The 22,979-nt window shown below is 46.8% G+C and carries 25 protein-coding genes and 1 tRNA gene; 13 read left to right on the forward strand and 13 right to left on the reverse strand.

Going from position 1 to position 22,979, the window contains the following annotated elements:
- The first annotated feature begins 69 nt into the window (after positions 1 to 69).
- Positions 70 to 762 (forward strand): metallophosphoesterase, encoded by a 693-nt coding sequence (locus tag SATMO3_RS19915; RefSeq protein WP_371371480.1) that lies wholly within the window; start codon positions 70 to 72, stop codon positions 760 to 762.
- 33 nt (positions 763 to 795) lie between these two features.
- On the opposite strand, the gene SATMO3_RS19920 is transcribed toward SATMO3_RS19915, so the two are convergent.
- Entirely contained in the window at positions 796 to 1,497 is a 702-nt protein-coding gene (locus SATMO3_RS19920; RefSeq protein WP_371371481.1) for a cytochrome c biogenesis CcdA family protein, read from the reverse strand.
- On the reverse strand, positions 1,487 to 2,023 hold the full coding sequence (locus SATMO3_RS19925) for a TlpA family protein disulfide reductase (RefSeq protein WP_371371482.1): 537 nt from the start codon (positions 2,021 to 2,023) through the stop codon (positions 1,487 to 1,489). The genes SATMO3_RS19920 and SATMO3_RS19925 overlap by 11 nt, the downstream gene beginning before the upstream one ends.
- Positions 2,024 to 2,097: 74 nt before the next feature.
- Between SATMO3_RS19925 and lgt the strand changes: the two genes are divergently transcribed.
- Positions 2,098 to 2,889 carry a prolipoprotein diacylglyceryl transferase gene (lgt, locus tag SATMO3_RS19930; RefSeq protein WP_371371483.1) on the forward strand — a complete coding sequence of 264 codons (792 nt, stop codon included), beginning with the start codon at positions 2,098 to 2,100 and terminating at the stop codon, positions 2,887 to 2,889.
- 40 nt (positions 2,890 to 2,929) lie between these two features.
- On the opposite strand, the gene SATMO3_RS19935 is transcribed toward lgt, so the two are convergent.
- From SATMO3_RS19935 to sdaAB, 3 genes are all read right to left on the reverse strand, one after another.
- A complete protein-coding gene (locus tag SATMO3_RS19935; RefSeq protein ID WP_371371484.1) occupies positions 2,930 to 3,307 on the reverse strand; it encodes a RidA family protein in 378 nt (125 codons plus the stop codon).
- Positions 3,308 to 3,370: 63 nt separating this feature from the next.
- Complete coding sequence (gene sdaAA / locus SATMO3_RS19940; protein WP_371371485.1) at positions 3,371 to 4,258, reverse strand: L-serine ammonia-lyase, iron-sulfur-dependent, subunit alpha; 888 nt, start codon at positions 4,256 to 4,258, stop codon at positions 3,371 to 3,373.
- Between the two features lie 24 nt (positions 4,259 to 4,282).
- On the reverse strand, positions 4,283 to 4,945 hold the full coding sequence (sdaAB, locus tag SATMO3_RS19945) for an L-serine ammonia-lyase, iron-sulfur-dependent subunit beta (protein ID WP_371371486.1): 663 nt from the start codon (positions 4,943 to 4,945) through the stop codon (positions 4,283 to 4,285).
- A 248-nt stretch (positions 4,946 to 5,193) separates the two neighbouring features.
- On the opposite strand from sdaAB, the gene SATMO3_RS19950 reads away from it, so the two are divergent.
- The 3 genes from SATMO3_RS19950 to SATMO3_RS19960 all read left to right on the forward strand — a co-directional run bounded on the left by SATMO3_RS19950 (position 5,194) and on the right by SATMO3_RS19960 (position 8,734).
- A complete protein-coding gene (locus SATMO3_RS19950; protein WP_371371487.1) occupies positions 5,194 to 5,853 on the forward strand; it encodes a response regulator in 660 nt (219 codons plus the stop codon).
- Between the two features lie 168 nt (positions 5,854 to 6,021).
- On the forward strand, positions 6,022 to 7,404 hold the full coding sequence (locus SATMO3_RS19955) for an FAD-binding oxidoreductase (RefSeq protein WP_371371488.1): 1,383 nt from the start codon (positions 6,022 to 6,024) through the stop codon (positions 7,402 to 7,404).
- 1 nt (position 7,405) lies between these two features.
- The gene (locus SATMO3_RS19960) at positions 7,406 to 8,734 is read left to right on the forward strand and encodes a (Fe-S)-binding protein (protein WP_371371489.1); all 1,329 of its coding nucleotides are present in this window, start codon (positions 7,406 to 7,408) and stop codon (positions 8,732 to 8,734) included.
- Positions 8,735 to 8,835: 101 nt separating this feature from the next.
- On the opposite strand, the gene SATMO3_RS19965 is transcribed toward SATMO3_RS19960, so the two are convergent.
- Together SATMO3_RS19965 and SATMO3_RS19970 are read right to left on the reverse strand one after the other, a co-directional pair.
- Positions 8,836 to 9,924 (reverse strand): sugar diacid recognition domain-containing protein, encoded by a 1,089-nt coding sequence (locus tag SATMO3_RS19965; protein ID WP_371371490.1) that lies wholly within the window; start codon positions 9,922 to 9,924, stop codon positions 8,836 to 8,838.
- Entirely contained in the window at positions 9,914 to 10,585 is a 672-nt protein-coding gene (locus SATMO3_RS19970; protein ID WP_371371491.1) for a TerC family protein, read from the reverse strand. Before SATMO3_RS19970 ends, SATMO3_RS19965 begins: the two co-directional genes overlap by 11 nt.
- A 430-nt stretch (positions 10,586 to 11,015) precedes the next feature.
- On the opposite strand from SATMO3_RS19970, the gene SATMO3_RS19975 reads away from it, so the two are divergent.
- From SATMO3_RS19975 to SATMO3_RS19985, 3 genes are all read left to right on the forward strand, one after another.
- Complete coding sequence (locus SATMO3_RS19975; protein ID WP_371371492.1) at positions 11,016 to 12,437, forward strand: amino acid permease; 1,422 nt, start codon at positions 11,016 to 11,018, stop codon at positions 12,435 to 12,437.
- A 96-nt stretch (positions 12,438 to 12,533) separates the two neighbouring features.
- Complete coding sequence (locus SATMO3_RS19980; protein ID WP_371371493.1) at positions 12,534 to 13,481, forward strand: metal-dependent hydrolase; 948 nt, start codon at positions 12,534 to 12,536, stop codon at positions 13,479 to 13,481.
- 153 nt (positions 13,482 to 13,634) lie between these two features.
- On the forward strand, positions 13,635 to 14,534 hold the full coding sequence (locus SATMO3_RS19985; RefSeq protein WP_371371494.1) for a hypothetical protein: 900 nt from the start codon (positions 13,635 to 13,637) through the stop codon (positions 14,532 to 14,534).
- Here SATMO3_RS19985 and SATMO3_RS19990 read toward each other — a convergent pair.
- From SATMO3_RS19990 to SATMO3_RS20010, 5 genes are all read right to left on the reverse strand, one after another.
- Positions 14,531 to 15,202 carry a TerC family protein gene (locus SATMO3_RS19990; protein ID WP_371371495.1) on the reverse strand — a complete coding sequence of 224 codons (672 nt, stop codon included), beginning with the start codon at positions 15,200 to 15,202 and terminating at the stop codon, positions 14,531 to 14,533. The genes SATMO3_RS19985 and SATMO3_RS19990 overlap by 4 nt on opposite strands.
- Positions 15,203 to 15,289: 87 nt before the next feature.
- Positions 15,290 to 16,657: a VWA domain-containing protein gene (locus SATMO3_RS19995; protein ID WP_371371496.1), complete on the reverse strand. Its 1,368-nt coding sequence runs from the start codon at positions 16,655 to 16,657 to the stop codon at positions 15,290 to 15,292.
- Positions 16,654 to 17,517, reverse strand: coding sequence for an AAA family ATPase (locus tag SATMO3_RS20000; protein WP_371371497.1), 864 nt, complete (start codon positions 17,515 to 17,517; stop codon positions 16,654 to 16,656). Before SATMO3_RS20000 ends, SATMO3_RS19995 begins: the two co-directional genes overlap by 4 nt.
- Positions 17,518 to 17,538: 21 nt before the next feature.
- Entirely contained in the window at positions 17,539 to 17,808 is a 270-nt protein-coding gene (locus SATMO3_RS20005) for a SemiSWEET family sugar transporter (protein ID WP_371371498.1), read from the reverse strand.
- Positions 17,801 to 18,997 (reverse strand): amidohydrolase family protein, encoded by a 1,197-nt coding sequence (locus SATMO3_RS20010; RefSeq protein ID WP_371371499.1) that lies wholly within the window; start codon positions 18,995 to 18,997, stop codon positions 17,801 to 17,803. The genes SATMO3_RS20005 and SATMO3_RS20010 overlap by 8 nt, the downstream gene beginning before the upstream one ends.
- Before the next feature lie 191 nt (positions 18,998 to 19,188).
- Between SATMO3_RS20010 and SATMO3_RS20015 the strand changes: the two genes are divergently transcribed.
- From SATMO3_RS20015 to SATMO3_RS20030, 4 genes are all read left to right on the forward strand, one after another.
- Positions 19,189 to 19,264 (forward strand) — tRNA-Ala (locus SATMO3_RS20015).
- Positions 19,265 to 19,562: 298 nt separating this feature from the next.
- Positions 19,563 to 20,153 carry a YqaA family protein gene (locus tag SATMO3_RS20020; protein ID WP_371371500.1) on the forward strand — a complete coding sequence of 197 codons (591 nt, stop codon included), beginning with the start codon at positions 19,563 to 19,565 and terminating at the stop codon, positions 20,151 to 20,153.
- 66 nt (positions 20,154 to 20,219) lie between these two features.
- On the forward strand, positions 20,220 to 20,354 hold the full coding sequence (locus SATMO3_RS20025) for a hypothetical protein (RefSeq protein ID WP_371371501.1): 135 nt from the start codon (positions 20,220 to 20,222) through the stop codon (positions 20,352 to 20,354).
- Positions 20,355 to 20,481: 127 nt separating this feature from the next.
- Positions 20,482 to 21,819: a hemolysin family protein gene (locus SATMO3_RS20030; protein ID WP_371371502.1), complete on the forward strand. Its 1,338-nt coding sequence runs from the start codon at positions 20,482 to 20,484 to the stop codon at positions 21,817 to 21,819.
- 324 nt (positions 21,820 to 22,143) lie between these two features.
- Here SATMO3_RS20030 and SATMO3_RS20035 read toward each other — a convergent pair whose 3' ends face one another.
- Entirely contained in the window at positions 22,144 to 22,332 is a 189-nt protein-coding gene (locus SATMO3_RS20035) for a hypothetical protein (RefSeq protein ID WP_371371503.1), read from the reverse strand.
- 460 nt (positions 22,333 to 22,792) lie between these two features.
- Between SATMO3_RS20035 and SATMO3_RS20040 the strand changes: the two genes are divergently transcribed.
- A complete protein-coding gene (locus tag SATMO3_RS20040) occupies positions 22,793 to 22,927 on the forward strand; it encodes a hypothetical protein (protein ID WP_371371504.1) in 135 nt (44 codons plus the stop codon).
- Positions 22,928 to 22,979 lie beyond the last annotated feature (52 nt).

Raw genomic sequence — 22,979 nt, forward strand, 5'->3', positions numbered from 1 at the left:
GCTAATCACGCCAATATTGGATAAAATAGATTCCAGGCATTACCATACATTAACGCAAGGATGTTTTTTATGAAGATATTTGCTATAGCCGACACACATTTGTCAGGCAGCCCGCCGGCAAAGCCAATGAGTATTTTCGGTCCTCACTGGGAAGGACACTGGGACAAAATCAGAACAAGCTGGCAGGAACAAGTGTCAGAAGAGGATATCGTTCTTATCGCCGGAGACATTTCATGGGCAATGAAACTTGCAGATGCGCTTGTGGATCTAAATGCTATTGCCGGCCTTCCCGGACGAAAAATCATGATTCGCGGCAATCATGACTATTGGTGGCAGACAATAAGCAAAATGACAAAAGCCGTAGACGGTAAGATTGAGTTTTTAAATAATACCTTTGCCAGCGCCGGCGAGTGGGCTATCTGCGGCAGCCGCGGCTGGATTTGCCCTGAAGATCCGTTATTTAAAGCCGCCGATAAACCAATATTCTCCAGGGAACTGCTGCGCGTAGAAGCCTCGCTTAACGCGGCTCAGGCTGCTGGTTTCAGCCATACAATCCTTATGCTGCATTTTCCGCCCTTCTATGCCCAGCATACGGAAGCAGGCTTTGCAAGTTTGATCGCTAAGTATAACGTCGAGCTTTGTATTTATGGCCATCTCCACGGGGAGTCTATAAACAACGTGGCGACAGGTATGATTAACGGCACAGATTACCATTTGGTGGCCTGTGACGCCTTGAACTTTCAGGTAAAGCGGCTTTTGTAGCCGCAGGCATTCGTCTGAAGCTCCCTACAACTCTTATTTGAAAAAGCCCCAGAATAATCCCAGCCCTTTATGCAGCAAATCAAAGTAAATAAAAATGCCGACCGTAATTAATACAACGCCGGCGGCCTTGTGTATGACAGGGAGCCAGCTATATATACTTTGAAATTTATGCATATAGCGGTTAATGAGTAGCGCCAATCCCAAAAACGGTACACAAAAACCCATGGCATAAACAAACAGGAGAAAAGCGCCCTGGCTGACTGTTGCCGTTGCCCCTGCATACATAAGTACAGTGGCTAAAATTGGCCCGGTGCAGGGTGTCCAGCCGGCAGTAACAGCCAGACCCATGAGAAATGCGCCAAAAGGACCGGAAAATGCATTGCCGAGAAAAGGGCGATATTCCCGTCCCAGACCGGGTAATTTTATTATGCCGAGAACCTGCATCCCCATAACCAGCATAAAGACGGCCCCCAGCTTACGGACGGCTTCCTGATGATCCAGAAATAATTCACCAATATAGGATGCAGTTGCTCCCATAACCACAAAAATTAGCGTAAAACCGCTGAGAAAGCTAATGGCATTAAAGAAAAATGTCCAGCGATTACCTACCTTAGTCTGTCCCCCGCTTCCGGCCAGTAATGCTGTGTAAGTCGGCAGCATCGGCAAGACACAGGGCGATAAAAAGGATGTAAATCCGGCCCCAAAGACAGTTAAGAGGGTAAGGCTATAATCCATGCAGCACTCCTTCCAGTTCGGCCAGTGTCACTGGTCCCGACTTGCGAAATCTAATAACGCCTTGTTGATCTACCACAATACTTGTGGGAATGGCATTAATGCGAAAATTCTTAGCCACCTCGCCGTCTTTATCTGTTAGAGTGGTTAACGTATATTGATTTTTGGTCATAAATTCAGTTATTTTATCTGTGGGCTCTTGAATATTAATGGCATAAAACTGTACTTTTCCAGTATATTTTCTGAAAAACTTTTCAAGTTCCGGCATCTCTTCACGACAAGGCGGACACCAATTTGCCCAAAAGTTAAGGACAATAGCTGCACCACCGGGAGCTACCTTAACTTGCTTTCCATCCAGCCCGGCAAGGGAGAAGCCCGGCAGTGTTTTCCCCACAGTCACACCCGCCTCGGCAACCGGCTTACGGCTGTTTTCTTCCGCCGTCATTTGATCTGGCCGCATGGCAATAAAGCCGATTGCAGCAGCCATGGCAATGACAGTAATAGCTAATACGATAAGTCTTTTCGGCATAACCAATCCCCTCTCACAGCCATATAACACTATATGGCTTATCACAAATTAATATTATCATTGGAGGCCACACCATGCATCAATACTTATTTTTTATCGGCGACTTTCCCATCAGGGCTTACGGGCTTATTTTAAGTCTAAGTATTATTCTTGCTACCGGCACAGCCTATTTTTTTGCCAGACAGGACGGCCGCTGGCACCAGCATGTACCGGATTTAGGCATTTATTGCGGCCTGGCCGGTATTGTTGGCGCCCGCCTGTGGGATGTTTTCTTCTTTGACTGGGATTACTACCAGCATCATCTGCTGGAAATTCCGTTTGTCTGGCAGGGCGGTATGGCCATTCAGGGCGGTGTCATATTAGGCGCTATTGTCGGCATTATTTACACCAGGATCCATAAAATAGATACCTGGGCCTTCGCTGATATTGTCGCCGCACCGGCAGTCATCATGGGACAAGCTCTGGGCCGCATGGCCAATTTGATGAATGGGGATGCCTTTGGTCATCCTACCGGCGGCAATTATGGAATTATCTATCCGCCTACGACATTAGCCTATCAGGTTTACGGCGATAAGCCGCTATGGCCGGCCGAGGTATGGGAAGGCCAGCTCGATATTGTCATTTTTGTGTTGCTGCTATTGTTCAGAACTACCAACCATGCTAAAGGTCAAGTCTTTATCCTCTATGCTATTTTGTATTCCTCAGCCCGCTTTTTCCTCGAGTTCTTAAGGGGTGACTACGGGACATTGCTGTTTGGATTAAAATCAGCCCAGTTCACCAGCCTGGCAGTCATACTCATTGGGCTGGTCCTATTTATCCGGCAAGGGTACTGTGCAGAACGCATCGGCTTAAGCAGCAAAAAATAATATGTTTAAAAAAACCGAACCTGGAAGGTTCGGTTTTTTCTCAATAAGCTGCTATCAGTTCAATCTCCACACTAACATCCCGCGGCAGCTTGGCAACTTGTACACAGGCGCGAGCCGGCGGTTCGTCAGTAAGATACTGACTATACACTTTGTTCATCGCCGTAAAATCGTCCATATCTTTCAAGAATACTGTCGTCTTGACAACATTGGCAAAGGTAAGATTCTCTTTCTCTAAAATGGCTCGCAAATTGGCAAAGACCTGATGCGTTTGATTCTCAATACCGCCATAAACGATTTGACCGGTAATAGGGTCAAGAGGAATTTGTCCGGACGCAAACAAAAATCCATTGGCCTTAATCGCCTGAGAATAAGGCCCGATAGCCTGCGGGGCACGATCAGAACTAATAACTGTTTTCATGCTGTGGACCTCCAAAATTATATTTTTTATATGTGTGTTTCCACATTCTTCGAAAAATACCTGCTACTCATCAGTACCAAATATTTTTTCTGTCAGCGCCAGCCCTGTCGGGGTAACCGCCAGACCGCCCTGTGCGGTTTCTTTAAGCGAGCAGTGCATGGATTGACCTACCGAGTCCATTGCATCAATTACTTCATCTACCGGGATGGCGCTGCGAATGCCGGCCAAAGCCATTTCGGCGGCAATAATAGCCTGTGATACCGCACCGGCATTACGTTTAACGCAGGGCACTTCCACTAATCCGGCTACCGGATCACATACTAAGCCCAGCATATTCTTAATGGTAATAGCTACGGCATTTCCCGCCTGCTCAGAATCACCGCCCAATAGAGACACCATTGCCCCGGCAGCCATGGCGCCTGCCGAACCGCATTCGGCCTGACAGCCGCCGGCGGCTCCCGCAAGCGATGCCCGTGAAGCAATAACCATGCCAATGGCCCCGGCGACTATGAGCCCTTTGGCCAGCTCACGCTCAGGAAAACCATATTCCTCTTTAAGGGCAAACAATATTCCCGGCAATACACCGCTTGAACCCGCTGTAGGGGCTGCCACTATCCGGCCCATAGCTGCGTTGGCTTCGCCGACAGCCAGTGAATAGACAATAGCTTTGCCGGTAAACTTGCCCATTAAAGTCTTGTCAGCGCGCTGAAGATACTGCCTAAGCTTACAGGCATCGCCTCCCACCAAACCGCCTTTTGAACGAATTCCTTTAAGACCTTCTTCAATTGACAGTTTCATAACCTTAAGCATCTCTTCCATTCTGGCAATCACATCATCAGCAGGCATTGCCAGTTGCGCCGCCTGAAAACGCAAACAAAAATCGGTAAAATCAGTGTCTTGCTCCTGAGCTGCTTTAATCCATTCCGCAAGTGACAATTTGGCAAAAGACATTTGACTCTGTCCCCCTTCCGCTGTCTAGATTGTATTTATACACCGTACTGTTTTAATCATCCCCAAGCCGGCTACAGCTGAAATATCGGCTGCATCAACCGGCTGATCGGTTTCCAGCACCATGCTGGCCAAACCGCCTTTGTTTCTTCTGAACACCCTCATCTGAGCAATATTTACACCGCGCTTGGACAATATCCCGGTTACCTCGGCGACCGCCCCGGGACGGTCCTCGTGCAATGTCAGGATTGTCGGGAAATCACCCGTGAATTCCAGCGGAAACCCATCCACCTCACTGATTACTACCCGCCCGCCGCCAATCGACGCCCCCGCAACCTGCCCCTCGGCTCCGTTCAGTCCGGTAAGCCAAAATTTCACAAAGTTAGGGTGAGCTGCGTCACCCGCATTGATATGCCGGAAAGAAAATTGCAGACCTGCCGCCTGTGCGTATTCAAAGGATTGCGGAATCCGTAAGTCATCAGTTGCCCAACCCATCAGTCCGGCCACCAGTGCAAGATCGGTGCCATGTCCCCGGCCGGTCTGAGAAAATGAACCATGCAGGCCAATTATCGCCTCAGCAATATCCTGGCCCAGAATAGCCCTGGCCGCATTACCCAAACGAACTGCTCCGGCAGTATGAGAGCTGGAAGGTCCCACCATAACAGGACCGATAATGTCAAAAATGTTCATAATACTTGTGAGCACCTCCAAAATAAAAACTGCACACAGTGCAGCCTACATGCCAACAAGGCCATTCCATGTGCGGCCCAGCTATTAATCCGCATTATCCGACAATAGATAACAACCCTAAACATACTTTTTTGCAGTAAATAGTTGTTGATATTTAATATAATCTTAGTATAACATAATACTAAGATTATATGGGATAAAAATGTAATTTTAGATTGCCTATAGGCTAAGCCTGGGGGATAAAACTTATGAGCAAGAAGATTCGTATAGTTATCGCCGATGACCACGCCGTCTTACGTTCGGGGCTCAAGGCGTTGTTAAACTGTTCTCCTCTATTTGAAGTGATTGGTGAAGCCGGTGATGGCCAACAGGCAATCCAACTGGTCGAAGAACTTCGTCCCGATGTGCTGCTGCTTGATATATCCATGCCTGTAATGAGCGGTGTGGAATGTGTCAAAGAACTAAAATCGCGGGGACATTCTTGCCGGATACTTATCCTGACAATGTATGATGATGACGAGTATGTTAAAGAAGTCATGCGAGCCGGCGCAGACGGTTACGTATTGAAAAAATCGGCTGATACCGAATTAGTGGAAGGTATTCTAAAAATATATTCCGGAAAAAAATATCTTAATGAGACCATGTCCCAGAATCTTTTGGACAGTTTGCTCAGACTGCAGGAAGAAAAAAGTGATCAGCGTGATCCCTACACCCTGCTAAGTTCACGTGAACGCCAAGTACTCCGTTTACTGGCGCAGGGCCATACTAACAGCGAAATCGCCAAACAGTTGTCCTTAAGCGCAAAAACAGTGGATACATACCGTTCACGCATTATGGCCAAACTAAATGTCCAGAAAAAATCCGAGCTGGTAAATTATGCCCTGCAATATAAATTAATTAATATGTGAATTTTGTTACTTATTGTCGGTTTTTTCCCCACAGGCATTTACAGCAGTATCCTACATAACTTTACTGTAAGTGCCTGATTTACTTTTATACACAATTTGGCGACAATATTGTTAACGTTATATGTGCTATAATATTTGAAAATTTAAAAAATGAAGGGGTATGAGTAAATGCAAAATCAACATATTGAGGCGCTCAAAAAAATAGTAGGCGATGAGCATGTGCTTACAAGTGTAGAGGATTTGCACTGCTATTCTTATGACGCAACTCCTGGGTTTTCCCATATGCCAAACGCGGTTGTTAAACCTGCCACTACCGAAGAAGTATCCAAAGTACTGGCGCTGGCAAATGCCGAAAAAATCCCGGTATATACCCGTGGCTCCGGCACCAATCTGAGCGCCGGCACTGTTCCCACCAAGGGTGGCATCGTACTCCTTATGACCCGTATGAATCAACTTATCGAAATTGATCTGGAAAATTTAGTGGCGGTTGCTGAACCTGGTCTTGTTGTTGCTGACCTTAATAAAGCAATAGAAACTCACGGCCTTATCTACCCCCCTGATCCTGGCACAGTAACAACGGCCACCCTTGGCGGTACAGTATCCGAAAATGCCGGCGGCTTGCGTGGTCTTAAATACGGTGTTTCCAAGCATTATGTCATGGGCCTTGAAGTTGTTCTGGCCAATGGACAAGTTATGAATGTCGGCGGCAAAAACGTAAAAGATGTGGCCGGCTATGATATGACCAAATTATTCACCGGCTCAGAAGGCACTTTAGGCGTAATCACCAAAATCATTGTCAAATTAGTGCCTGCTCCTGAAGCCAAGAAAAGCATGATGGCTATCTTTAAAAACCTCGATAACGCCGGTAATTCCATTGCCGCCATCATTGCCGCCAAAATTATTCCGGCTACACTGGAAATTATGGATAATCCTACTATTCGTACAGTAGAAGACTATGCGAAAGTCGGCTTGCCTGTTGACGCGGAAGCAGTACTTCTCATTGAAGTGGATGGCATTCCCGAAGTTGTAGAAAAAGAAGCGGCTAAAGTATTGGAAGTACTGAAGACAAATAAAGCAGACGAAATCAAAATGGCCAAAGACGCAGCTGAACGGGATAAAATCTGGGCTGCCCGCCGCGCCGCCCTCCCGGCTCTCGCCAAACTCAGACCGACAACGTATGTGGAAGATGCCACTGTCCCCCGGAACAAAGTACCTGATATGATTCGCGCAGTCAACGAAATTGCCAAGAAATATAATGTTACTATTGGTACTTTCGGTCATGCCGGCGATGGCAACATGCATCCCACGATTGTCTGTGACATCCGGGACGAAGAAGAAATGAGCCGGGTATATAAAGCTATGGATGAAATTTTTGGCACGGCCATTAAATTGGGCGGGACACTTTCGGGTGAGCATGGTATCGGTCTTGGTAAGCTCAAGTATATGGAAGATCAGTTCGGTCCTGTGGCCATGGAGGCTATGCGTAACATCAAACGGGCCCTTGATCCCAACCTCATTTTGAATCCCGGCAAACTGGTAGGAGAGTGTTAAAATGAGTGATGCCAACAAACCAATTAGCGCGCAAGCCATAAACGCGCAGGACAAGGAGTTATTAGCCGACCTGCAGGATGCGCTTGCCAACTGTATGAAATGCGGCAACTGTATGGAGGTATGCCCTATCTATAAAGAACTGGGCACCGAGACCGCAGTGGCCAGAGGTAAACTTGCACTTATGGAAGCCGTATTAAGCGGTAAAATCCCCATTAGTCAAAACTTTGACAAATGGATGGCCAAATGTGTCTCCTGTAAAGCCTGCAGTGTAAAATGTCCTTGTGGAGTACCTGCTGATGAACTAATCGTTCGCGGCCGCCAAGCCGCCGTCAAAGCCCGCGGCTTACACCCGGTAAAAAAACAGGTATTTAAATTGTTAAAAAACCGGACAATGTTTGATTTGGCGCTGAGAATGGCCGGCCTCTTCGGTCCCTTGAGCTTCAAAAAACTGCCTCGCCCTATGGCTGCAGTAGCCCGGTTCCCTATGCCGGGTCTTGATAAGCGACGCGTAACCGCACCGTTTGCAGCTTCTCCTTTGCGCAGCCAGCACCCAGAAGTGATTAAGGCTGACAAACCGAAACTCAAGGTTGGTTTCTTTACCGGCTGTACCATTAACTATATCTATACAGATGTCGGTCAGGCCGTCATTGATGTACTCAAAGCCAACAATATTGAAATTACTATTCCCGCCTTGCAGCATTGCTGCGGAACACCGATATATATGTCCGGCGATGTTGAATCCGCTAAACTTTTAGCCAAACATAACATCGAAGTTTTTGAACAATATGATGTTGATTATATTATCGCCGCCTGCGGTTCCTGTACAGAAGCCTGGAGAATAGAATTTGTCGAGCTATTTCATGATGACCCGTCCATGAAGGCCCGGGCGGAGAAACTTGCCAAAAAAACCTATGAGATCAGTGAGTTTTTAGTAAAAGTGGTTAAAATCGACAAAAGCAAACTGGGACCGGTCAACACCACAGTTACTATGCATGATCCCTGTCACATGGCACGCGGTATCAAGGTGACAGCCGAGCCGCGTGAATTATTAAAATCGATCCCGGGTCTGACATTTGTCGAAATGAAGGAAGCAGACCGCTGTTGCGGCTCAGGCGGCTCATTCAGTTTGGCTAACTATGAAATCTCCCGTAAGATAAATGACCGCAAAATCGCCAATATCGCAGCCGTCAAAGCCGATATGGTAGCCACCAGTTGCGGCACCTGCCGTATGCATATTACCGACGGCCTTGTTCAGAATAACATGAATCAAGATGTAGTACATGTTATTCAATTATTAGATAAGGCTTATAAAGCCAAGCAAAAGAGATAGGCCATTTCCTCACACCTGTTCGCAGATGAAACAGGATGGTCTGACTCACCCCCGATTCTCTCGAGCAGTTCTGTGTTTAAATGAAAAAAAACAGAAAGCGGTCAATGGGCCTGGCCCAAACCGCTTTCTGTTTTTTTACGCCTTCTTAAGGGGATTTCGACAGTAATGCCTGTCCCTTCCCCTTCCGTAGAATCAATATAAAAGTTGCCGGAAAGCAATGCAACCCGTTCATGCATGCCGTGAATGCCAAGACAGGTATCACTGGCAGCACCGCTTAATATATCTGCGTTAAAACCAATACCATTATCTTTTATCGTCAGTAAAAGCTTGCCCCGGTATTTTCTTAATGTTACCTGCACCTGAGCAGCTTTGGCATGTTTGGCAATGTTGGTTAACGCTTCCTGTAAAATACGATACAGGGTGATTTCAATCTCCGGTAAAAACCTTTCTCGAGATATGTTAACGACACTCAGTTCAACCTGGATGTTATATTGCCGCGAGTAGTTCTCCACATACTTTTGCGCGGCCGCTACCAGCCCCAGATCATCCAGCAAAGCGGGTCTGAGCTGTACAGCCAGGTGGTGAACCGCTTCCAATGTTCTTACCGCCAAATCACGCATATCCAGAATTTTTTGCCGCTCACCGTCACTATGAACATGTTCGGATAGCACTCTCAAACCAACAATGATAGATGTCAGGGCCTGGCTTGTCTCATCGTGCAACTCACGTGAAATTTTCTTTCGTTCTTCTTCCTGCACACTAATTACTTTGTTTAAAAGAGTGGATTGAAGTTCTTCTTTCTCCCGCAGCGCCCGCACCAGCTTTTCCTGCCTGGCGTTTGATTCCAGGGCTGCTTCAACGAATCTGGCGGCTAAACGGGCATAAGGCGCCGCTATGGCAGGCTCCCCGGAAACGCCGATCACGCCGACGCAGCAATCACCAAAAATTATGGGAACATTAAAGCCCTGTCTGACGCCCTTTAAACGCCGTTCTTCCTCATCAGTAACTGAAAACTCCCGGATCGGGCCACTCATGAGCATGCGGGCGGCCGCTTCATGAATATGCGAAATTCGTTCCTTGCTGAATGAGGCGATAATCACACCGTGATTATCGGTAATATTAACATTCTGATTGAGTTCGGCAGCAACAATATCAACAAGTGACTGGGCAAACCGGGGATCAAGCTCCATGACTTTCCTCATTGGAACCGGACTTTACCCGCTTCTTGCGCAAATAGCCGACAGCTAAAACAAGCAACGTAACGCCAATTTCCAGTAGTAATGCGTAAGGTTGCAGCCATATGCCGAGCACGGCATCGGCCAGCATCATCTTTGCCGCCGTCCAGGCCAGGATAGCTGATCCTAAATATATAAGGATTGGATATCTGTCCATAAGGCTCATTAACAGCTGACTGCCAAACACCACTAATGGTACACTCAAAGCCAGGCCAAAAATCAATAAACCAAGATGACCGTTAGCCACACCGGCAATCGCCAGAACATTGTCCAAACTCATAATCAAATCAGCGAAAATTATAACCTTAATGGCTTCCCAAAAACTGCTTGCTCCTGCACAGGAAACTTCCCTATGCTCGTCAGCAAGCAAATTTATGGCAATATACACTAAAGCCAAGCCACCGAGGAATTGCACATAGGGAATTTGTAGCAAAAGAGCAGCCACCAAGGTAAGCAGAATTCTTAGAATAACAGCCCCGGCACTTCCCCATAGCACAGCTTTCTTGCGCTGTTCAAGAGGCAGATTTCTACTCGCCAGAGCTATGACGACAGCGTTATCACCGCTCAGTATCAGATTGATTAGAGTAATACTGCCTAACGCCACCAATAGTTCCATCGAAATACCCCCTTATAATATATTTAACTGTAAAAACACACATTTTCATGATTTCCTGGACCTTTGCGCCTGCTATCGCCTCCCTAATAACTAACAATAAAGGACCTATCCGCCAGAGCGGGTAAGGTCCTCACAATAATCAATGATAAGACCTGCTAGTATGTCATACTAAAGGTCTCACTATTGGCTCAGCCAACGATACAGCCATGTACAAAGTACAGGATTGTTGACTGTATCTGTTAGTTACTCCCCCTTAGGGTATTCACTTTACATTAACTATTTTTATGATATTACAAACTTAACTTTGCGTCAATATAACCTATAGCAAATGGCTCTTGTTTATTTAATAATTATTGCCAACCAACAGTCAATGAAGTATTATGGAAAAGGACAATATATATAAATGTCATCTGAAGGAGGAAACTTTTCAATGTCTAGCCAACCTATTAATTTGGCCGAGTTATGCCCGGAAAAAGAAGGCCTCAAGCGCGACATGAAATCCCGTCACCTGCTTATGATCTCGATAGGCGGAACAATTGGCACAGGACTGTTTATGGGTTCCGGGCAAACCATTCATCAGGCTGGCTCATTTGGAGCCATTTTAGCGTACCTGGTCGGCGGATTTATTATGTATCTGGTCTTATTGTGTCTGGCTGAACTGGCTGTCGCAATGCCGGTATCGGGCTCTTTCCAAAGTTATGCCACAAAATTTATCTCTCCTGCCGCCGGCTTTACCACAGGCTGGCTGTACTGGCTTAACTGGGCAATTTGCATTGCGGCCGATTTTACCGCCGCTGGCATAATTATGCATAATTGGTTTCCCGATGTTGCCGTTTGGATTTGGTGCGCGATTTTTGCCATAGCCTTAGCCGGTCTCAATCTGATCTCGGTTAAGGCGTACGGCGAGACGGAATTTTGGTTTGCCAGTATTAAGGTAGCCGCCATAATCGCTTTCATTATCGCCGGCTCAGCACTTATGTTCGGCTTCAACAGCGGCCATGCCAGTCTTGGTTTTTCCAATTTCACCTCAGGCGGCGGCCTGTTTCCCAATGGCTTCAGTGCCGTGTTCCTCACAATGATTGCAGTTATTTACTCTTTCCAGGGCGCAGAACTTGTTGGCATTGCGGCAGGTGAATGCAAAGAACCCGGCAAAACTGTTCCCCGGGTCATAAAAGGAATTTCTGTTCGGATTATTATGTTCTACGTACTGGCTATGATTATCCTTACCGGCACAATCCCGCCTTCTGAGGCCAGTGTTCTTGAAAGCCCTTTTGCTTACGTTTTTGGACAAACCGGTATTCCTTACGCCAAAGATATTATGAGTTTTGTCGTCCTGACCTCAGCCCTGTCAGCAGGAAATTCTGCTTTATACGCTTGTTCCCGGCTCCTCTGGTCAATGGCTAAGGATAAGCAGGCGCCGGCCTGGCTAAGTAATCTCAATGCCAACGGCGTACCGTATAACGGTGTCCTGGTAACCCTGGTATTAGCATGTATGTCCCTCATGACCGAATCCTATGCCGCTGATACGGTGTATCTCTGGCTGATGTCCAGCACCGGCTTAACCGGCTGTTTGATTTGGATGATTATAGCCTGGTGTCAAATCAACTTCCGCCGGGAATTTGTCAGGTTGGGCGGAAAAATTTCCGAGCTCGGCTTTAAAACCCCGTTTTATCCAGCTGTCCCTATTTTGGCTTTTGTTCTCAACCTAGGCGTAATTGTCAGCTTATATTTCGATGATGCCCAGCGCATTGTCATTTATACGGGAATACCCATTTTGCTTGCCATCTATGGTTATTATCAGCTGTTCCTGGCTAAAAAGAAGGATCAGCACTCAACGCCAAGCGCTCGTTAGTCCACCAATTACCAATAGACCGCCTCCCCACTAGCTATGATATAATTATCGAGTGCCGATATGTTATGTCACCTAGTTGGGGAGGTTTTAATTTCCATGGATACTTTATCCCATGCCCTGGTGGGTATCGCCATTGCCGGTTTATCGGGTCACCCACTTACTGTCAGCGACCCTATTTACTTAGCCAGTATTCTCGGTGCTCAGGCTCCTGATTTGGATATTATCGCCTCTGTACGCGGCAAATTTGCATTACTTAGGCAGCACCGGTCCTTTTCCCACTCATTACCCGGGCTGGTCCTGTGGTCAAGTTTAATTACTGCGGCTTTTTCCCTCGCAGTTCCCGCTGTGATGCTGAAAGAGATTTTTATTTGGTCTTTTCTCGGCGGGTTATCACATATCATTGTCGACTTTTTCAATGCTCATGGCGCAGCTGTCTTATGGCCGCTTTGCCGTGAACGACGAAGTTTCAGCCTGTTAAATGTGTTCGACCCCTTCTTATTAACCATAATGATTATAGTATTGGTCCTGGGATTGCCCGCCCGGGAAACATCACTCCTTTTTTTCGGTTTAACCAGCCTCTATGTATTTATGCGATATCGGCTTAAAATACGAGCCACAGGTTGGCTTAAGCAATATTTTTCTGGCAGTATGCTGCGTCGAATACTGGTTATGCCATCCCTTAAGAGTTTATTCTGCTGGGACTTTGTGATAGAGACAATGGATACGTATCATGTTGGTCACATCGGCGCACTGAATCAAGCGCTGACCGTCCATACCGAACTGGCGAAACAGCCTTTGTCAACCGTAGCCCAGGGCGCTCAGAAAACGGTTTTAGGAGAATTCTTTACCGCCTTTACCCCGTTTAGTTATTTTGTCGAGTATCAGGCTGCCGACCAGCAAGATAAATTTGTACGGATTTATGACTTACGCTACTTTTTCAATCAAAGTTTTTTGCACAGCGCCACAATTATCTTTGGCACTGATCAGCAGCCACGGGAATCCTACATTAATACACAAGGGCATACAATAAAAATCCCTTGTTAGGCATAGTTGTCAGCGTTAATTTATCCTTCGACTGATCCGCTCTAAAGAGTTACGGGTGGCTAAGCCCCTGGATAAGGGCGACTTAGCTTCAGCTGGAGTTAAAATCCACCTGAAGCTAAGTCTACTTTATAAATAAAAGCAAGGAGTGGGATTGTGCGCAAATTGCCGGGAGTTATCCTAATGCTGGCAACTCTGCAACTGTTGCAGAGCGTGGCTGCGGCGGCACCGAATTTGTCAATCAGTAACTGGCAGGCCCGCGGCTCGCAAATGTGGCGTATCACTTTTCCCGGTTATGCCAGCGGCCTGCCAAACTCACCGGCAACCGCAGGCGGCGCGTCTGAACTGTATTATCCGCAATCCGGCCAGTATACCACACTTAACTATGAAAAGGAGCTGTCCCCTACCCAAACGCTTAGTTTGGAAGCAGGCCTACTGGGTAACATAATGCCGGCAACCGGCAATGATTCGGACTGGGATTACTCGCAAGCACCGGGACTCTGGTATTTTGGAACATTTAAGACACGGGGCAGCAGTACTTTTCTGAACGTGGATATAAAACGCAGGCTGAAAAACTCTACTGAGTTTTTTTACGGATATGGCTATGCCAACAGCCGGTATAACATGACACAAGGCTATTATTCCATGATGGATTATACTCCTGTGGCAACATCTCTTCCCGCCCTTAATTCTACTTACTCACTTGTATATCACGGTCCTCATGTCGGTTTGGCGGCAAGCAGGCAATTGTCACCCCGCCTGGCACTTGTCGGCAGTATTTCTTATGCACCGCTTAGCCTGGCACAGGGGCATGGCTGGTGGAATTTACGCAATCTTGAATTTGAGCACTTGGGCACAGGCCAAATGCTGGACGGAAAAATTGGCCTGCGGTATACGGTGGCAGGCCGGCAAAATAATTCTATCACCCTGGGTTATCGCTATCAGCGGTATACTCTCTATACCGGTTCTGAAAGCAGCAGTCCTGATATAACTTGGACCGAGGCGACTAAACTGCAGCAGGGCTGGTATATGGGCGGGAATTTTGCCTTTAATTAAGACAGGTTTTTATCTGGATGCTTTCGCCGGCTCAATACTGAACCTATTACTATAACACACGCTGCAAAAGCCAACGGTATGCCCCAATCAGTCCACGGGTACAGCTCCAGCAGCGGCGCAATTTTTTGATCACCAATCGCCATGTCACCGGCTGTCCAGCCTAGAAACGCCGCACCAATGGTAATAATAACGGGCCAGCGTTCCATTAGTCTATGAATTAGCTTACTCCCCCATATGATAATCGGGATGCTGATGCCCAGACCAACCACCAATAAGGCAATATCACCTTTAGCCACAGCGGCAATGGCAATTACATTATCAATACTCATTACCACATCTGCAGCAATTATTGTTTTGATAGCACCCCATAAGCAGCTTTTGGCTTCCAGGTCTTGGTGCTTGTCCTCATCACCCGTAAGCAGCCTGATGGCAATCCATAACAACGCAAATCCGCCTATCAACTGTAAATATGGTATTTTGAGGAGTACAATCGCCGCCAGTGTTAGGATAATTCTTAAAACAATGGCCCCGGTTCCGCCCCAGAATACAGCTTGCCTTTGCTGCTCAGACGGCAACTGACGGCTGGCTAAAGCAATCACCAAGGCATTGTCACCGCTTAAAAGCAAATTGACAGTAATGATACTTATCAGCGAACCAGCCCACTCCATAGCTTCACCCCATTTTTACCCCATAGTAGCATTATTAGTATTACCTTCTATCAATAAATCGTACCTAACAAAAATAGCCAACCGTCATTATAAAATACGGTTGGCTACTTCTGTTAATTGTTCTAAGTTATGACATTCAAATACTTGCCGGCAATAAGGCTGATATTCGCGCATAAGGCAATCCCCTTCAAACCACTCGCTTGCCGGCAGGGGATTCAGCCAGTAAATTGCCTCAGTCCGTTCCGAAATTTTCGCCAGTTCATCAGCGCCGCCCGGATGCCAGTTGTTACGCCCGTCACCTAAAATAATTAACTTTGTGCGGCTATTAATGGCTTGAAGTTCATAACGTGCCAGCTGCTCAAACACCAAATCATAGCGGGACAACCCGACCCGCCGGTTAAACCTGTCCCGCAGGTGCCTAGCCTGCAAAAAGGCGTTGACATCCTGAGTTTTAAACCATTCAGTCACTTCCACAGCCTCGTCGACAAAAACGAAGGAACGGATATTGGCGTAACGCCTATGTGCCGCCTGCACCAACTGCAGCATAAACCGGCTAAACCTTTCGACCGAGTTAGAGACATCGCACAACAGCCACAAGTCAACCTTACTCTTTATTTTATCCCGGTATTTTAGCCGTACCGGGCATCCACCGGTACGTACCACTTCCTGAAAAGTACGGCGAATATCAATTTTGCCGCGCGTAGCCCGCTTAAGACGGATACCCGGCCGTTCAGCCAGGCGTTTGGCCAGCTTGGTAATTTCCTGCTCGACATTCATGACTTCTGCCGCAGCCAAACAGTCGAAATCACGCCTGCGGATATTGGCATACTCAACCAGCTTAAGAATATGCTGACGGCCAAACTTCCTTACAGCTTTGCGTTCAAGCTCACGCCGGATAAAAGCTTGCAGTTGATCAAAAATTTTTTGCCAGTTCTGAAAGGCCCCTTCCTTCATATGACCGGCCAAATATTTGCGTTCAATCTTGTTGACTGCCTCAAACCAGCGCAGTTTGACCTGGATATTACGCAGCTGCTTTGATATTTCTTCCGGGCTGGGACTGCTAAAATCGATGTCTGTCGTAAGGTTTCTGGCCAGTTCTTCCAGAACAACAGCTGGCTGACTATCGATTGTTTCCAGCAATCCCTCAGCATCACCACCGGCTCCGGCTGAGCTGCGGCCACTGCCGTCAGCTGTTGCACCTTTAATAATGAGTTGTTCCGTGGCCGGCGCTCTGGTCGGAGCCGGTGCAAGGTCAAAATACAGTTCAAATAGAGCCGTAAATACAGGCCGTTCCCAGGCGCTTTTGACCAGGGTGGTCTTTAGTATGCCCTGCAGCAATACCGGGTCAAAACCGGTTAATTCCGCTGATTTCAGAGCATCGGCCGCTTCCATTGTTGTTACGCTAAGACCGGCTTCTCTAAGCAGTCTGACAAAATCAACGATCAACTGTTTCATGGCTTTATCAGATACGGCAACTTGTCAGTAACCAAATCCCGGTCTTTGGTATACTTCAGTAAAGCGGTAAGTGTCGCCCGGGCAGTATCAAGCGTTAGTTCACCGCCAAGCATATTCATAGCCAGCACCCAATCAATACTTTCTGTAACACTGGGCGGCTTTTTGAGCGGCTGTTTGCGAATATCCTGGACAAATTCAACCAGCTGACTGGCAAATTTACGGTCAATATCCGGCGCATTTAGCTCGACAATGGCCAATTCCCTATCAAAATCAGGATAATCAATATAAAAATGCAAGCACCGGCGGCGTAAAGCGTCGCCCAGTTCCCGGGTGCTATTCGAAGTCAGTACAACATGCGGCTTGGTAACAGCGCGGATTGTGCCCAGTTCCGGGATAGTTACCTGCCAGTCGGATAGAGCTTCCAGCAGAAAGCTTTCAAACTCCTGGTCACTCTTGTCAATCTCATCAATCAGGAGCACTGCCGGCTCAGAACTGGTAAGCGCCGTCAAGAGCGGCCGCTTAAGCAGAAATTCCTGATCAAATATTTGCTGGCGCCCGGTTGCCCAGCCTTGCCCTGACAAGGCCTCAATTTGAATATATAACAATTGCTTTTGATAATTCCATTCATAAAGAGCCTTGCTTTCATCCAAACCCTCATAGCACTGCAGCCGGATAAGCTGCCGGTCGCGAAGACGTGACCAGGCCTTGGCCAATTCCGTTTTACCAACACCGGCCGGTCCTTCGAGCAGCAAAGGCTTTTCCAGATTTTCCGCTAAAAATACAGCAGCTGCCAGATTATCGTCTGTTAAATAGCCGTGTGCTGCCAGTCCGTCTTTTAGATCTCTGATTGCTTCAATCACTTTACCATCTCCGTCAATCTATTATTCGACTGATGTATTCTGCTTGCCGCTAAAAAATTTAATCCAGGTAAGCATACACATACAGACTAACGTAACTACGTTGGCGATAAATACCGGCATACTGTTAATATAGTAACCGTAGACCATCCAGAAAAAAACACCGGTTGTCATCATGACAATCCAGACCGGTGAGAAGTCGCCGGCTGATTTGGTTTTAATTGTTTTAAATACCTGAGGAAAAAAGGAAACCGTCGTCAGAACTCCGGCCAGACTGCCAATGAGCTCAATCATGCCCATACTCCTTTCCGTCCTTAAATATTTTAACTACTTTCTTTATGTTGGTGATATCTGCTAGCGGATTATCTGCCAACACCAGTAAATCAGCACGTTTGCCTGCTTCCACCGTGCCAATTTCACCAGCCATATCAATTGCTTGCGCAGCCAGACCGGTAGCGGCGTAAAGTGCCGCGCCGGCCGGTAAACCGCATTCTGACAACAAGCATATTTCCCGCCACATATCCCCGTGCCCTACCCCTAATGCACCGGCATCGGTTCCTGCCACGATCCTGGCCCCTGCCTGATAAGCCCGCCTGATCATCGCCTGATGATTAGTGAGAACAGTTTCAATACCGTGCGCCGGCAACATTTTTGTTTGATGATTGCGTCCATAGTCAAGCATACGTTCAAAGGGTACTATGGTAGGTATCCAGTATACGCCACTCGCAACTATTAAATCCAGAGTAGCCTGATCAATAAGCGCACCGTGTTCGAGTGTGGTAATACCAATTGCGAGCGCCTGACGAACGCCGTCATTGCCGTTGGCATGCACGGCAACTGTTTTATTCAGCCTCCTTGCCTCATTTGCCGCTGTTTGCGCCTCCAACAGCGACAATTCCACAACGCCGGCATCTTGACGAACAAAATTAACACTGCCTGTCATCATTAATTTGATACAATCGGCGCCGCCTTTTGCCTGCTCACGAACCGCCTTTACCATTTCATCCGTTCCGTCAGCTTCCCGCCCGCCTGCATAATGAAAATGTCCGCCAGTAATGGAAATAGCCTGCCCTGCGGTTACTATCCTAGGGCCGGCAGTTACTCCCTGGCTGACTACTTTTTTTAATAGTACATTAATGCCATGCGGACCACCCAGATCGCGGACTGTAGTTACTCCCTGCCGGATGGTTTTAGTAAGGTTGTTAACTGCCCGGATCAACGTTGTCTCCTTGTCCTCTTTCCAACGCAACGAACGGGCTTTGGCATCTGGGATACCTTCCAGAAATAAGTGCACATGAGGATCAATGAGTCCCGGCATGACAGTATACCGCGAATAGTCAGCAGCCTCTGCCACCTGCTCTTGAGAGAAATCACCGGCCCGGCCAATGCCGGCAATCCGCCCTTTTTCCACCGCCAGATAACAGGCCTCTTTAGGATAATTGCCTGTCCCGTCAATAAGCAAGCCAATTTTGTACAAGTTCATTGTTCTGTCCTTCTTTCCCTATCCCCTTGCCAATCATTATACAAAAATAAAATATATAAACAGTAATAACATTTTATCCCAAAAGGTATTCTGCGCACTCCTGCTCAGTACCTGCCGCATCGCCAATTTTTCACAAAATAACGGGAATTCTTGACATTATGTCACAGCCTGGCTATAATTATAAATAATATGGGGGTATAGCTCAGCTGGGAGAGCGCTTGAATGGCATTCAAGAGGCCAGCGGTTCGATCCCGCTTATCTCCACCATGTATAAGAAGAATTAACTTATTAGTTAATTCTTCTTATTATTTGTCCTAAGTTCTATAAAAAGTCTTACCTTGACTGAACCGGGTAGGTAAGATAAACTAGACTTAGCTTACATTTTACTTTTAAAAACTGTAGCCCGCAAGTATACAACTTACCCAGACAGAGCCACAGCCGTTGTAGGTGACTCTGCCATTTGGTGATTGCCAATCAGCGAAACCTTGGCATGGAATTATCACCATGCTATGCGTTTCGCTTTTTCACTTATCTAAAAAAACTGCTCGAGAAGAGGGGGCGTTCTATGGATACACTGGTAGAAATACTTTTAGAATGGGGCCTCACCGGTCTCTTAATTGCCGCTTTCACAGAATCTTTTATATCGCCTGTTTTACCTGATCTCCTGCTTATCCCCTTAGCGATCGCTAATCCGCAGAATGCTATATTTTATGGTCTGGCAGCTACCCTTGTATCGGTTGGCGGCGGGCTGATCGGTTATCTAATCGGGCTAAAGATCGGTCTGCCGGCAGCCCGCAAGTATATCCCAGCCAAGATGATGGATAAAATTCACCTTACCGTGAAAAAGAATGCTCTCTGGGCAATCTTTCTAGCTTCTTTATCGCCCATCCCGTATAAGTTTGTTAGTATTACGGCCGGAGCTCTCAGAATAAACATGCCTGTGTTTCTCTGCATCTCACTCCTGGGGCGGGGCAAACGCTTTTTACTGGAAGGCGCGCTGATCTATTATTTTGGTCCACAAGCCATAGAGATGTTTACGCAGCATTCTGACGATTTGCTGATTATTTCGCTCATAGTAATAGCTGTAGCATCAGTAATTGCTTATGTTATTAAAAGATGTAAAAAAGCGCAGGAAATCGCGCCGGATAAATTATAGAAAAGCTACCCGCTGCGTCAGGACAGTCGGGTAGTTTTTTATGTATGACAGGAGGATTTTTAATTTATGTACGGAGTTATCCCCACTTTCCAGCCTGCCAACTTTGGCCGGGTTTACGCTGCTTATGGCGGTATTTTTATTGCTCTGTCTATTCTCTGGGGCTGGAAGGACAAAATGCCGCCTGATCGCTTTGGATCCTAGGAGGTATTATTCGCTGATTGGCGTCATGATCATCATGTACTGGCCGCGCGTTTGATACCGCTTGCAATCGGTTATGCTATAATGGTAGAGTATATATTCTTTTTTCAGGGAGAGTGTTATTGAAATCTTGGACAACACTTCGATTGGTACCGAAATCTTAATTATTCTCATTCTTATTTTCGCAAATGGCATATTTGCCATGACAGAGATGTCAATTGTATCATCCAGGAAGAGCCGTTTAGAGAGCATGGCCGCAAATGGCAGTAAAGGGGCTAAGGCTGCTATTAAGCTGGCGGAAGAACCTACCCCTTTGTTATCTGCAGTTCAAATCGGTATCACCCTTATTGGCATACTCACAGGCGCTTTTGGCGGCGCTAAGTTATCCAGTTATCTTGCGGCGATATTAAATAACGTCCCTTTTCTTCGCAGCTATAGCGACGCAATCAGTCTTGCCGTTGTAGTCGGAATAATTACTTATTTGTCTCTCATTGTCGGCGAATTAGTACCTAAAAAACTGGCCCTGAATAATCCGGAACCAATTGCCGCTGCTATTGCCAGACCTATGTCGGCTTTTGTGCGGATAAATCGCCCGCTTGTTCATTTACTAAGCATTTCCACTGCTGCAGTAATGAAGCTGCTCCATGCCAAACCGCCTGAAGAGCCGCCGGTAACCGAGGAAGAAGTCAGGGTACTGATCGGCCAGGGGACACAGCTCGGCGTTTTTGAGAAAGCGGAGCATGAGATGCTGGAGAAAATTTTCATTTTAGGTGATATGCGCGTTGGCGCGCTGATGACACCACGGACTCAGATCAAATGGCTTGATTTGGAAGATAACGATCAGTACAATCTCCGTATTATCCGTACCGGCAATCACTTGTTTTTTCCGGTCGCGCGCGGTAGCCTGGATGATATTGTGGGAGTAATATATTCTAACGAAGTCTTAGCTAACTATCTTCCTGGCCGGCCTTTAAACCTGGAAGACGCAACCCGCCAGCCGCTTTATATCCCCAGAAATACGCCTGCGATGAAAGTATTGGAAAAATTCCGTGAAACAAGCATTCATGTGGCGCTGGTAGTGGATGAATACGGCGGTATTTCGGGCTTGGTCAGCCTGTATGATATTGCAGAGCATATTGTGGGCGATATGCCTTACCTGGGTGAAGAGGAAGATCCGGATATTGTTTCCCGTGATGACGGTTCATGGCTGGTGGATGGCATGCTGTCTTCAGAAGAGCTTAAAGAACTGCTGGACGTTGACCATTTTCCCGGTGAAGAAAGAGGTTACTTTCAGACGCTTGGCGGCTTTATCGTTTCTTATCTGGGACGGATTCCCAATGCCGCTGAGAATTTCGACTGGAACGGGTATCACTTTGAGATTGTCGATATGGATAAGGCTCGGGTGGACAAAGTGTTAATCACTCGCCGCCTGCCAATACCGGAAAGCAGTGATCCTTCAACCGATTAGCAAAGAGAGGAACATACGGCTGCCCTTAATACTAAAAAAATCATACTTCTTTTAAGTAGTCCAAAAAACCCTGCGCAGAGAATCGCAGGGTTTTTGTCTACTGTACACACTATTAAAGGATTGTGAAATTCTAAAGATATAGTACGTTACACTATTATCGTCCCACCAGGCAGGCCCCTTTTTCTTCTTTTAGCCAGTCGTTGGCAGTCTGCTCGGCTGGCTGCTGTTAAACGAACAGCTTACGGCATCATTTTTTTTGCGGAACCGCCCTGATCATTGCCGGTGTTTATCTTAGTTTCGGCCGCAAATGACAGTCCTATTGACCTAAAAGGTCCTCATAGAGGGCATTCTTTTCTCATTGATGGTATGGCTGTAATCTTCAAGCTGAGTGGCCAATATGCTGCTGGCTGTAATAATCTCGGCATCTGCCGAATTTGAATTCTGCATTAGTTCAGTAAGTTGCTGCTTAAGAGCTTTTACCTGTAAAGAAATAGTTTGCAATTGCTGGTCCACTTTATAAACCTCCCTTGTGCTGCTATAAAATTATATTTTCCGCATAAAAGGCGTTGGTATACACGGCTTTTATGCGTCATCTATAGTTTTTCCGGTATAAAAAAAAAAATGTAAGTATGTAGCGAAAACTAGAAATCATTGTCGCTCATGCTTATTCTTTATGTGGGAAAACTAATAGCAGCATTGGAGGTGATAATTCTGACAACGGAAAAGACCAGTTTTGAGAATGGCAAAAATTTGGCTGGTAAATCCCATGCGGGCGCCGAAGGTTTAATCAGCGCGGGGCCGCGTACAAGTCCAACCCAGTCCAAATACCAGGTTAGCTCTGATACTATTTCTGCTTCAGACCTCCAGCCTTCCGTAGAGTCTTCCCAGGAGCTTAGTAACAAAAATGGCTGATCTCCCATAAGATAAGCGGTAGTTACCGCAGCCGAACCAAACTGTGAAGGAGGGATTCTGCATGGCCGCAAAAGACTTGCTCAACTCAAACCAGGCCAAAAATAGCAAACCGTCTGCTAATATGAATTTAGGGGAACAGGTAAATAAAGATCATCAGAAAACAAATAAACCCTGCAAAAACTCTCTCCCCACATAATTTAATAAATATGGCTTGCGCCGAGACTTTGGCGAAGGCGGCAATAAATAAG

The organism is Sporomusa aerivorans (genome assembly GCF_041428895.1).
Taxonomy (GTDB): domain Bacteria; phylum Bacillota; class Negativicutes; order Sporomusales; family Sporomusaceae; genus Sporomusa; species Sporomusa aerivorans.

What these genes read in the sequence shown, in the direction of transcription:
- SATMO3_RS19915 (WP_371371480.1), top strand. Translation starts at nt 70, where the DNA reads ATGAAGATATTTGCTATAGCCGACACACATTTGTCAGGCAGCCCGCCG.
- SATMO3_RS19920 (WP_371371481.1), bottom strand. Translation starts at nt 1,497, where the DNA reads ATGGATTATAGCCTTACCCTCTTAACTGTCTTTGGGGCCGGATTTACA.
- SATMO3_RS19925 (WP_371371482.1), bottom strand. Translation starts at nt 2,023, where the DNA reads ATGCCGAAAAGACTTATCGTATTAGCTATTACTGTCATTGCCATGGCT.
- lgt (WP_371371483.1), top strand. Translation starts at nt 2,098, where the DNA reads ATGCATCAATACTTATTTTTTATCGGCGACTTTCCCATCAGGGCTTAC.
- SATMO3_RS19935 (WP_371371484.1), bottom strand. Translation starts at nt 3,307, where the DNA reads ATGAAAACAGTTATTAGTTCTGATCGTGCCCCGCAGGCTATCGGGCCT.
- sdaAA (WP_371371485.1), bottom strand. Translation starts at nt 4,258, where the DNA reads ATGTCTTTTGCCAAATTGTCACTTGCGGAATGGATTAAAGCAGCTCAG.
- sdaAB (WP_371371486.1), bottom strand. Translation starts at nt 4,945, where the DNA reads ATGAACATTTTTGACATTATCGGTCCTGTTATGGTGGGACCTTCCAGC.
- SATMO3_RS19950 (WP_371371487.1), top strand. Translation starts at nt 5,194, where the DNA reads ATGAGCAAGAAGATTCGTATAGTTATCGCCGATGACCACGCCGTCTTA.
- SATMO3_RS19955 (WP_371371488.1), top strand. Translation starts at nt 6,022, where the DNA reads ATGCAAAATCAACATATTGAGGCGCTCAAAAAAATAGTAGGCGATGAG.
- SATMO3_RS19960 (WP_371371489.1), top strand. Translation starts at nt 7,406, where the DNA reads ATGAGTGATGCCAACAAACCAATTAGCGCGCAAGCCATAAACGCGCAG.
- SATMO3_RS19965 (WP_371371490.1), bottom strand. Translation starts at nt 9,924, where the DNA reads ATGGAGCTTGATCCCCGGTTTGCCCAGTCACTTGTTGATATTGTTGCT.
- SATMO3_RS19970 (WP_371371491.1), bottom strand. Translation starts at nt 10,585, where the DNA reads ATGGAACTATTGGTGGCGTTAGGCAGTATTACTCTAATCAATCTGATA.
- SATMO3_RS19975 (WP_371371492.1), top strand. Translation starts at nt 11,016, where the DNA reads ATGTCTAGCCAACCTATTAATTTGGCCGAGTTATGCCCGGAAAAAGAA.
- SATMO3_RS19980 (WP_371371493.1), top strand. Translation starts at nt 12,534, where the DNA reads ATGGATACTTTATCCCATGCCCTGGTGGGTATCGCCATTGCCGGTTTA.
- SATMO3_RS19990 (WP_371371495.1), bottom strand. Translation starts at nt 15,202, where the DNA reads ATGGAGTGGGCTGGTTCGCTGATAAGTATCATTACTGTCAATTTGCTT.
- SATMO3_RS19995 (WP_371371496.1), bottom strand. Translation starts at nt 16,657, where the DNA reads ATGAAACAGTTGATCGTTGATTTTGTCAGACTGCTTAGAGAAGCCGGT.
- SATMO3_RS20005 (WP_371371498.1), bottom strand. Translation starts at nt 17,808, where the DNA reads ATGATTGAGCTCATTGGCAGTCTGGCCGGAGTTCTGACGACGGTTTCC.
- SATMO3_RS20010 (WP_371371499.1), bottom strand. Translation starts at nt 18,997, where the DNA reads ATGAACTTGTACAAAATTGGCTTGCTTATTGACGGGACAGGCAATTAT.
- SATMO3_RS20020 (WP_371371500.1), top strand. Translation starts at nt 19,563, where the DNA reads ATGGATACACTGGTAGAAATACTTTTAGAATGGGGCCTCACCGGTCTC.
- SATMO3_RS20025 (WP_371371501.1), top strand. Translation starts at nt 20,220, where the DNA reads ATGTACGGAGTTATCCCCACTTTCCAGCCTGCCAACTTTGGCCGGGTT.
- SATMO3_RS20040 (WP_371371504.1), top strand. Translation starts at nt 22,793, where the DNA reads ATGGCCGCAAAAGACTTGCTCAACTCAAACCAGGCCAAAAATAGCAAA.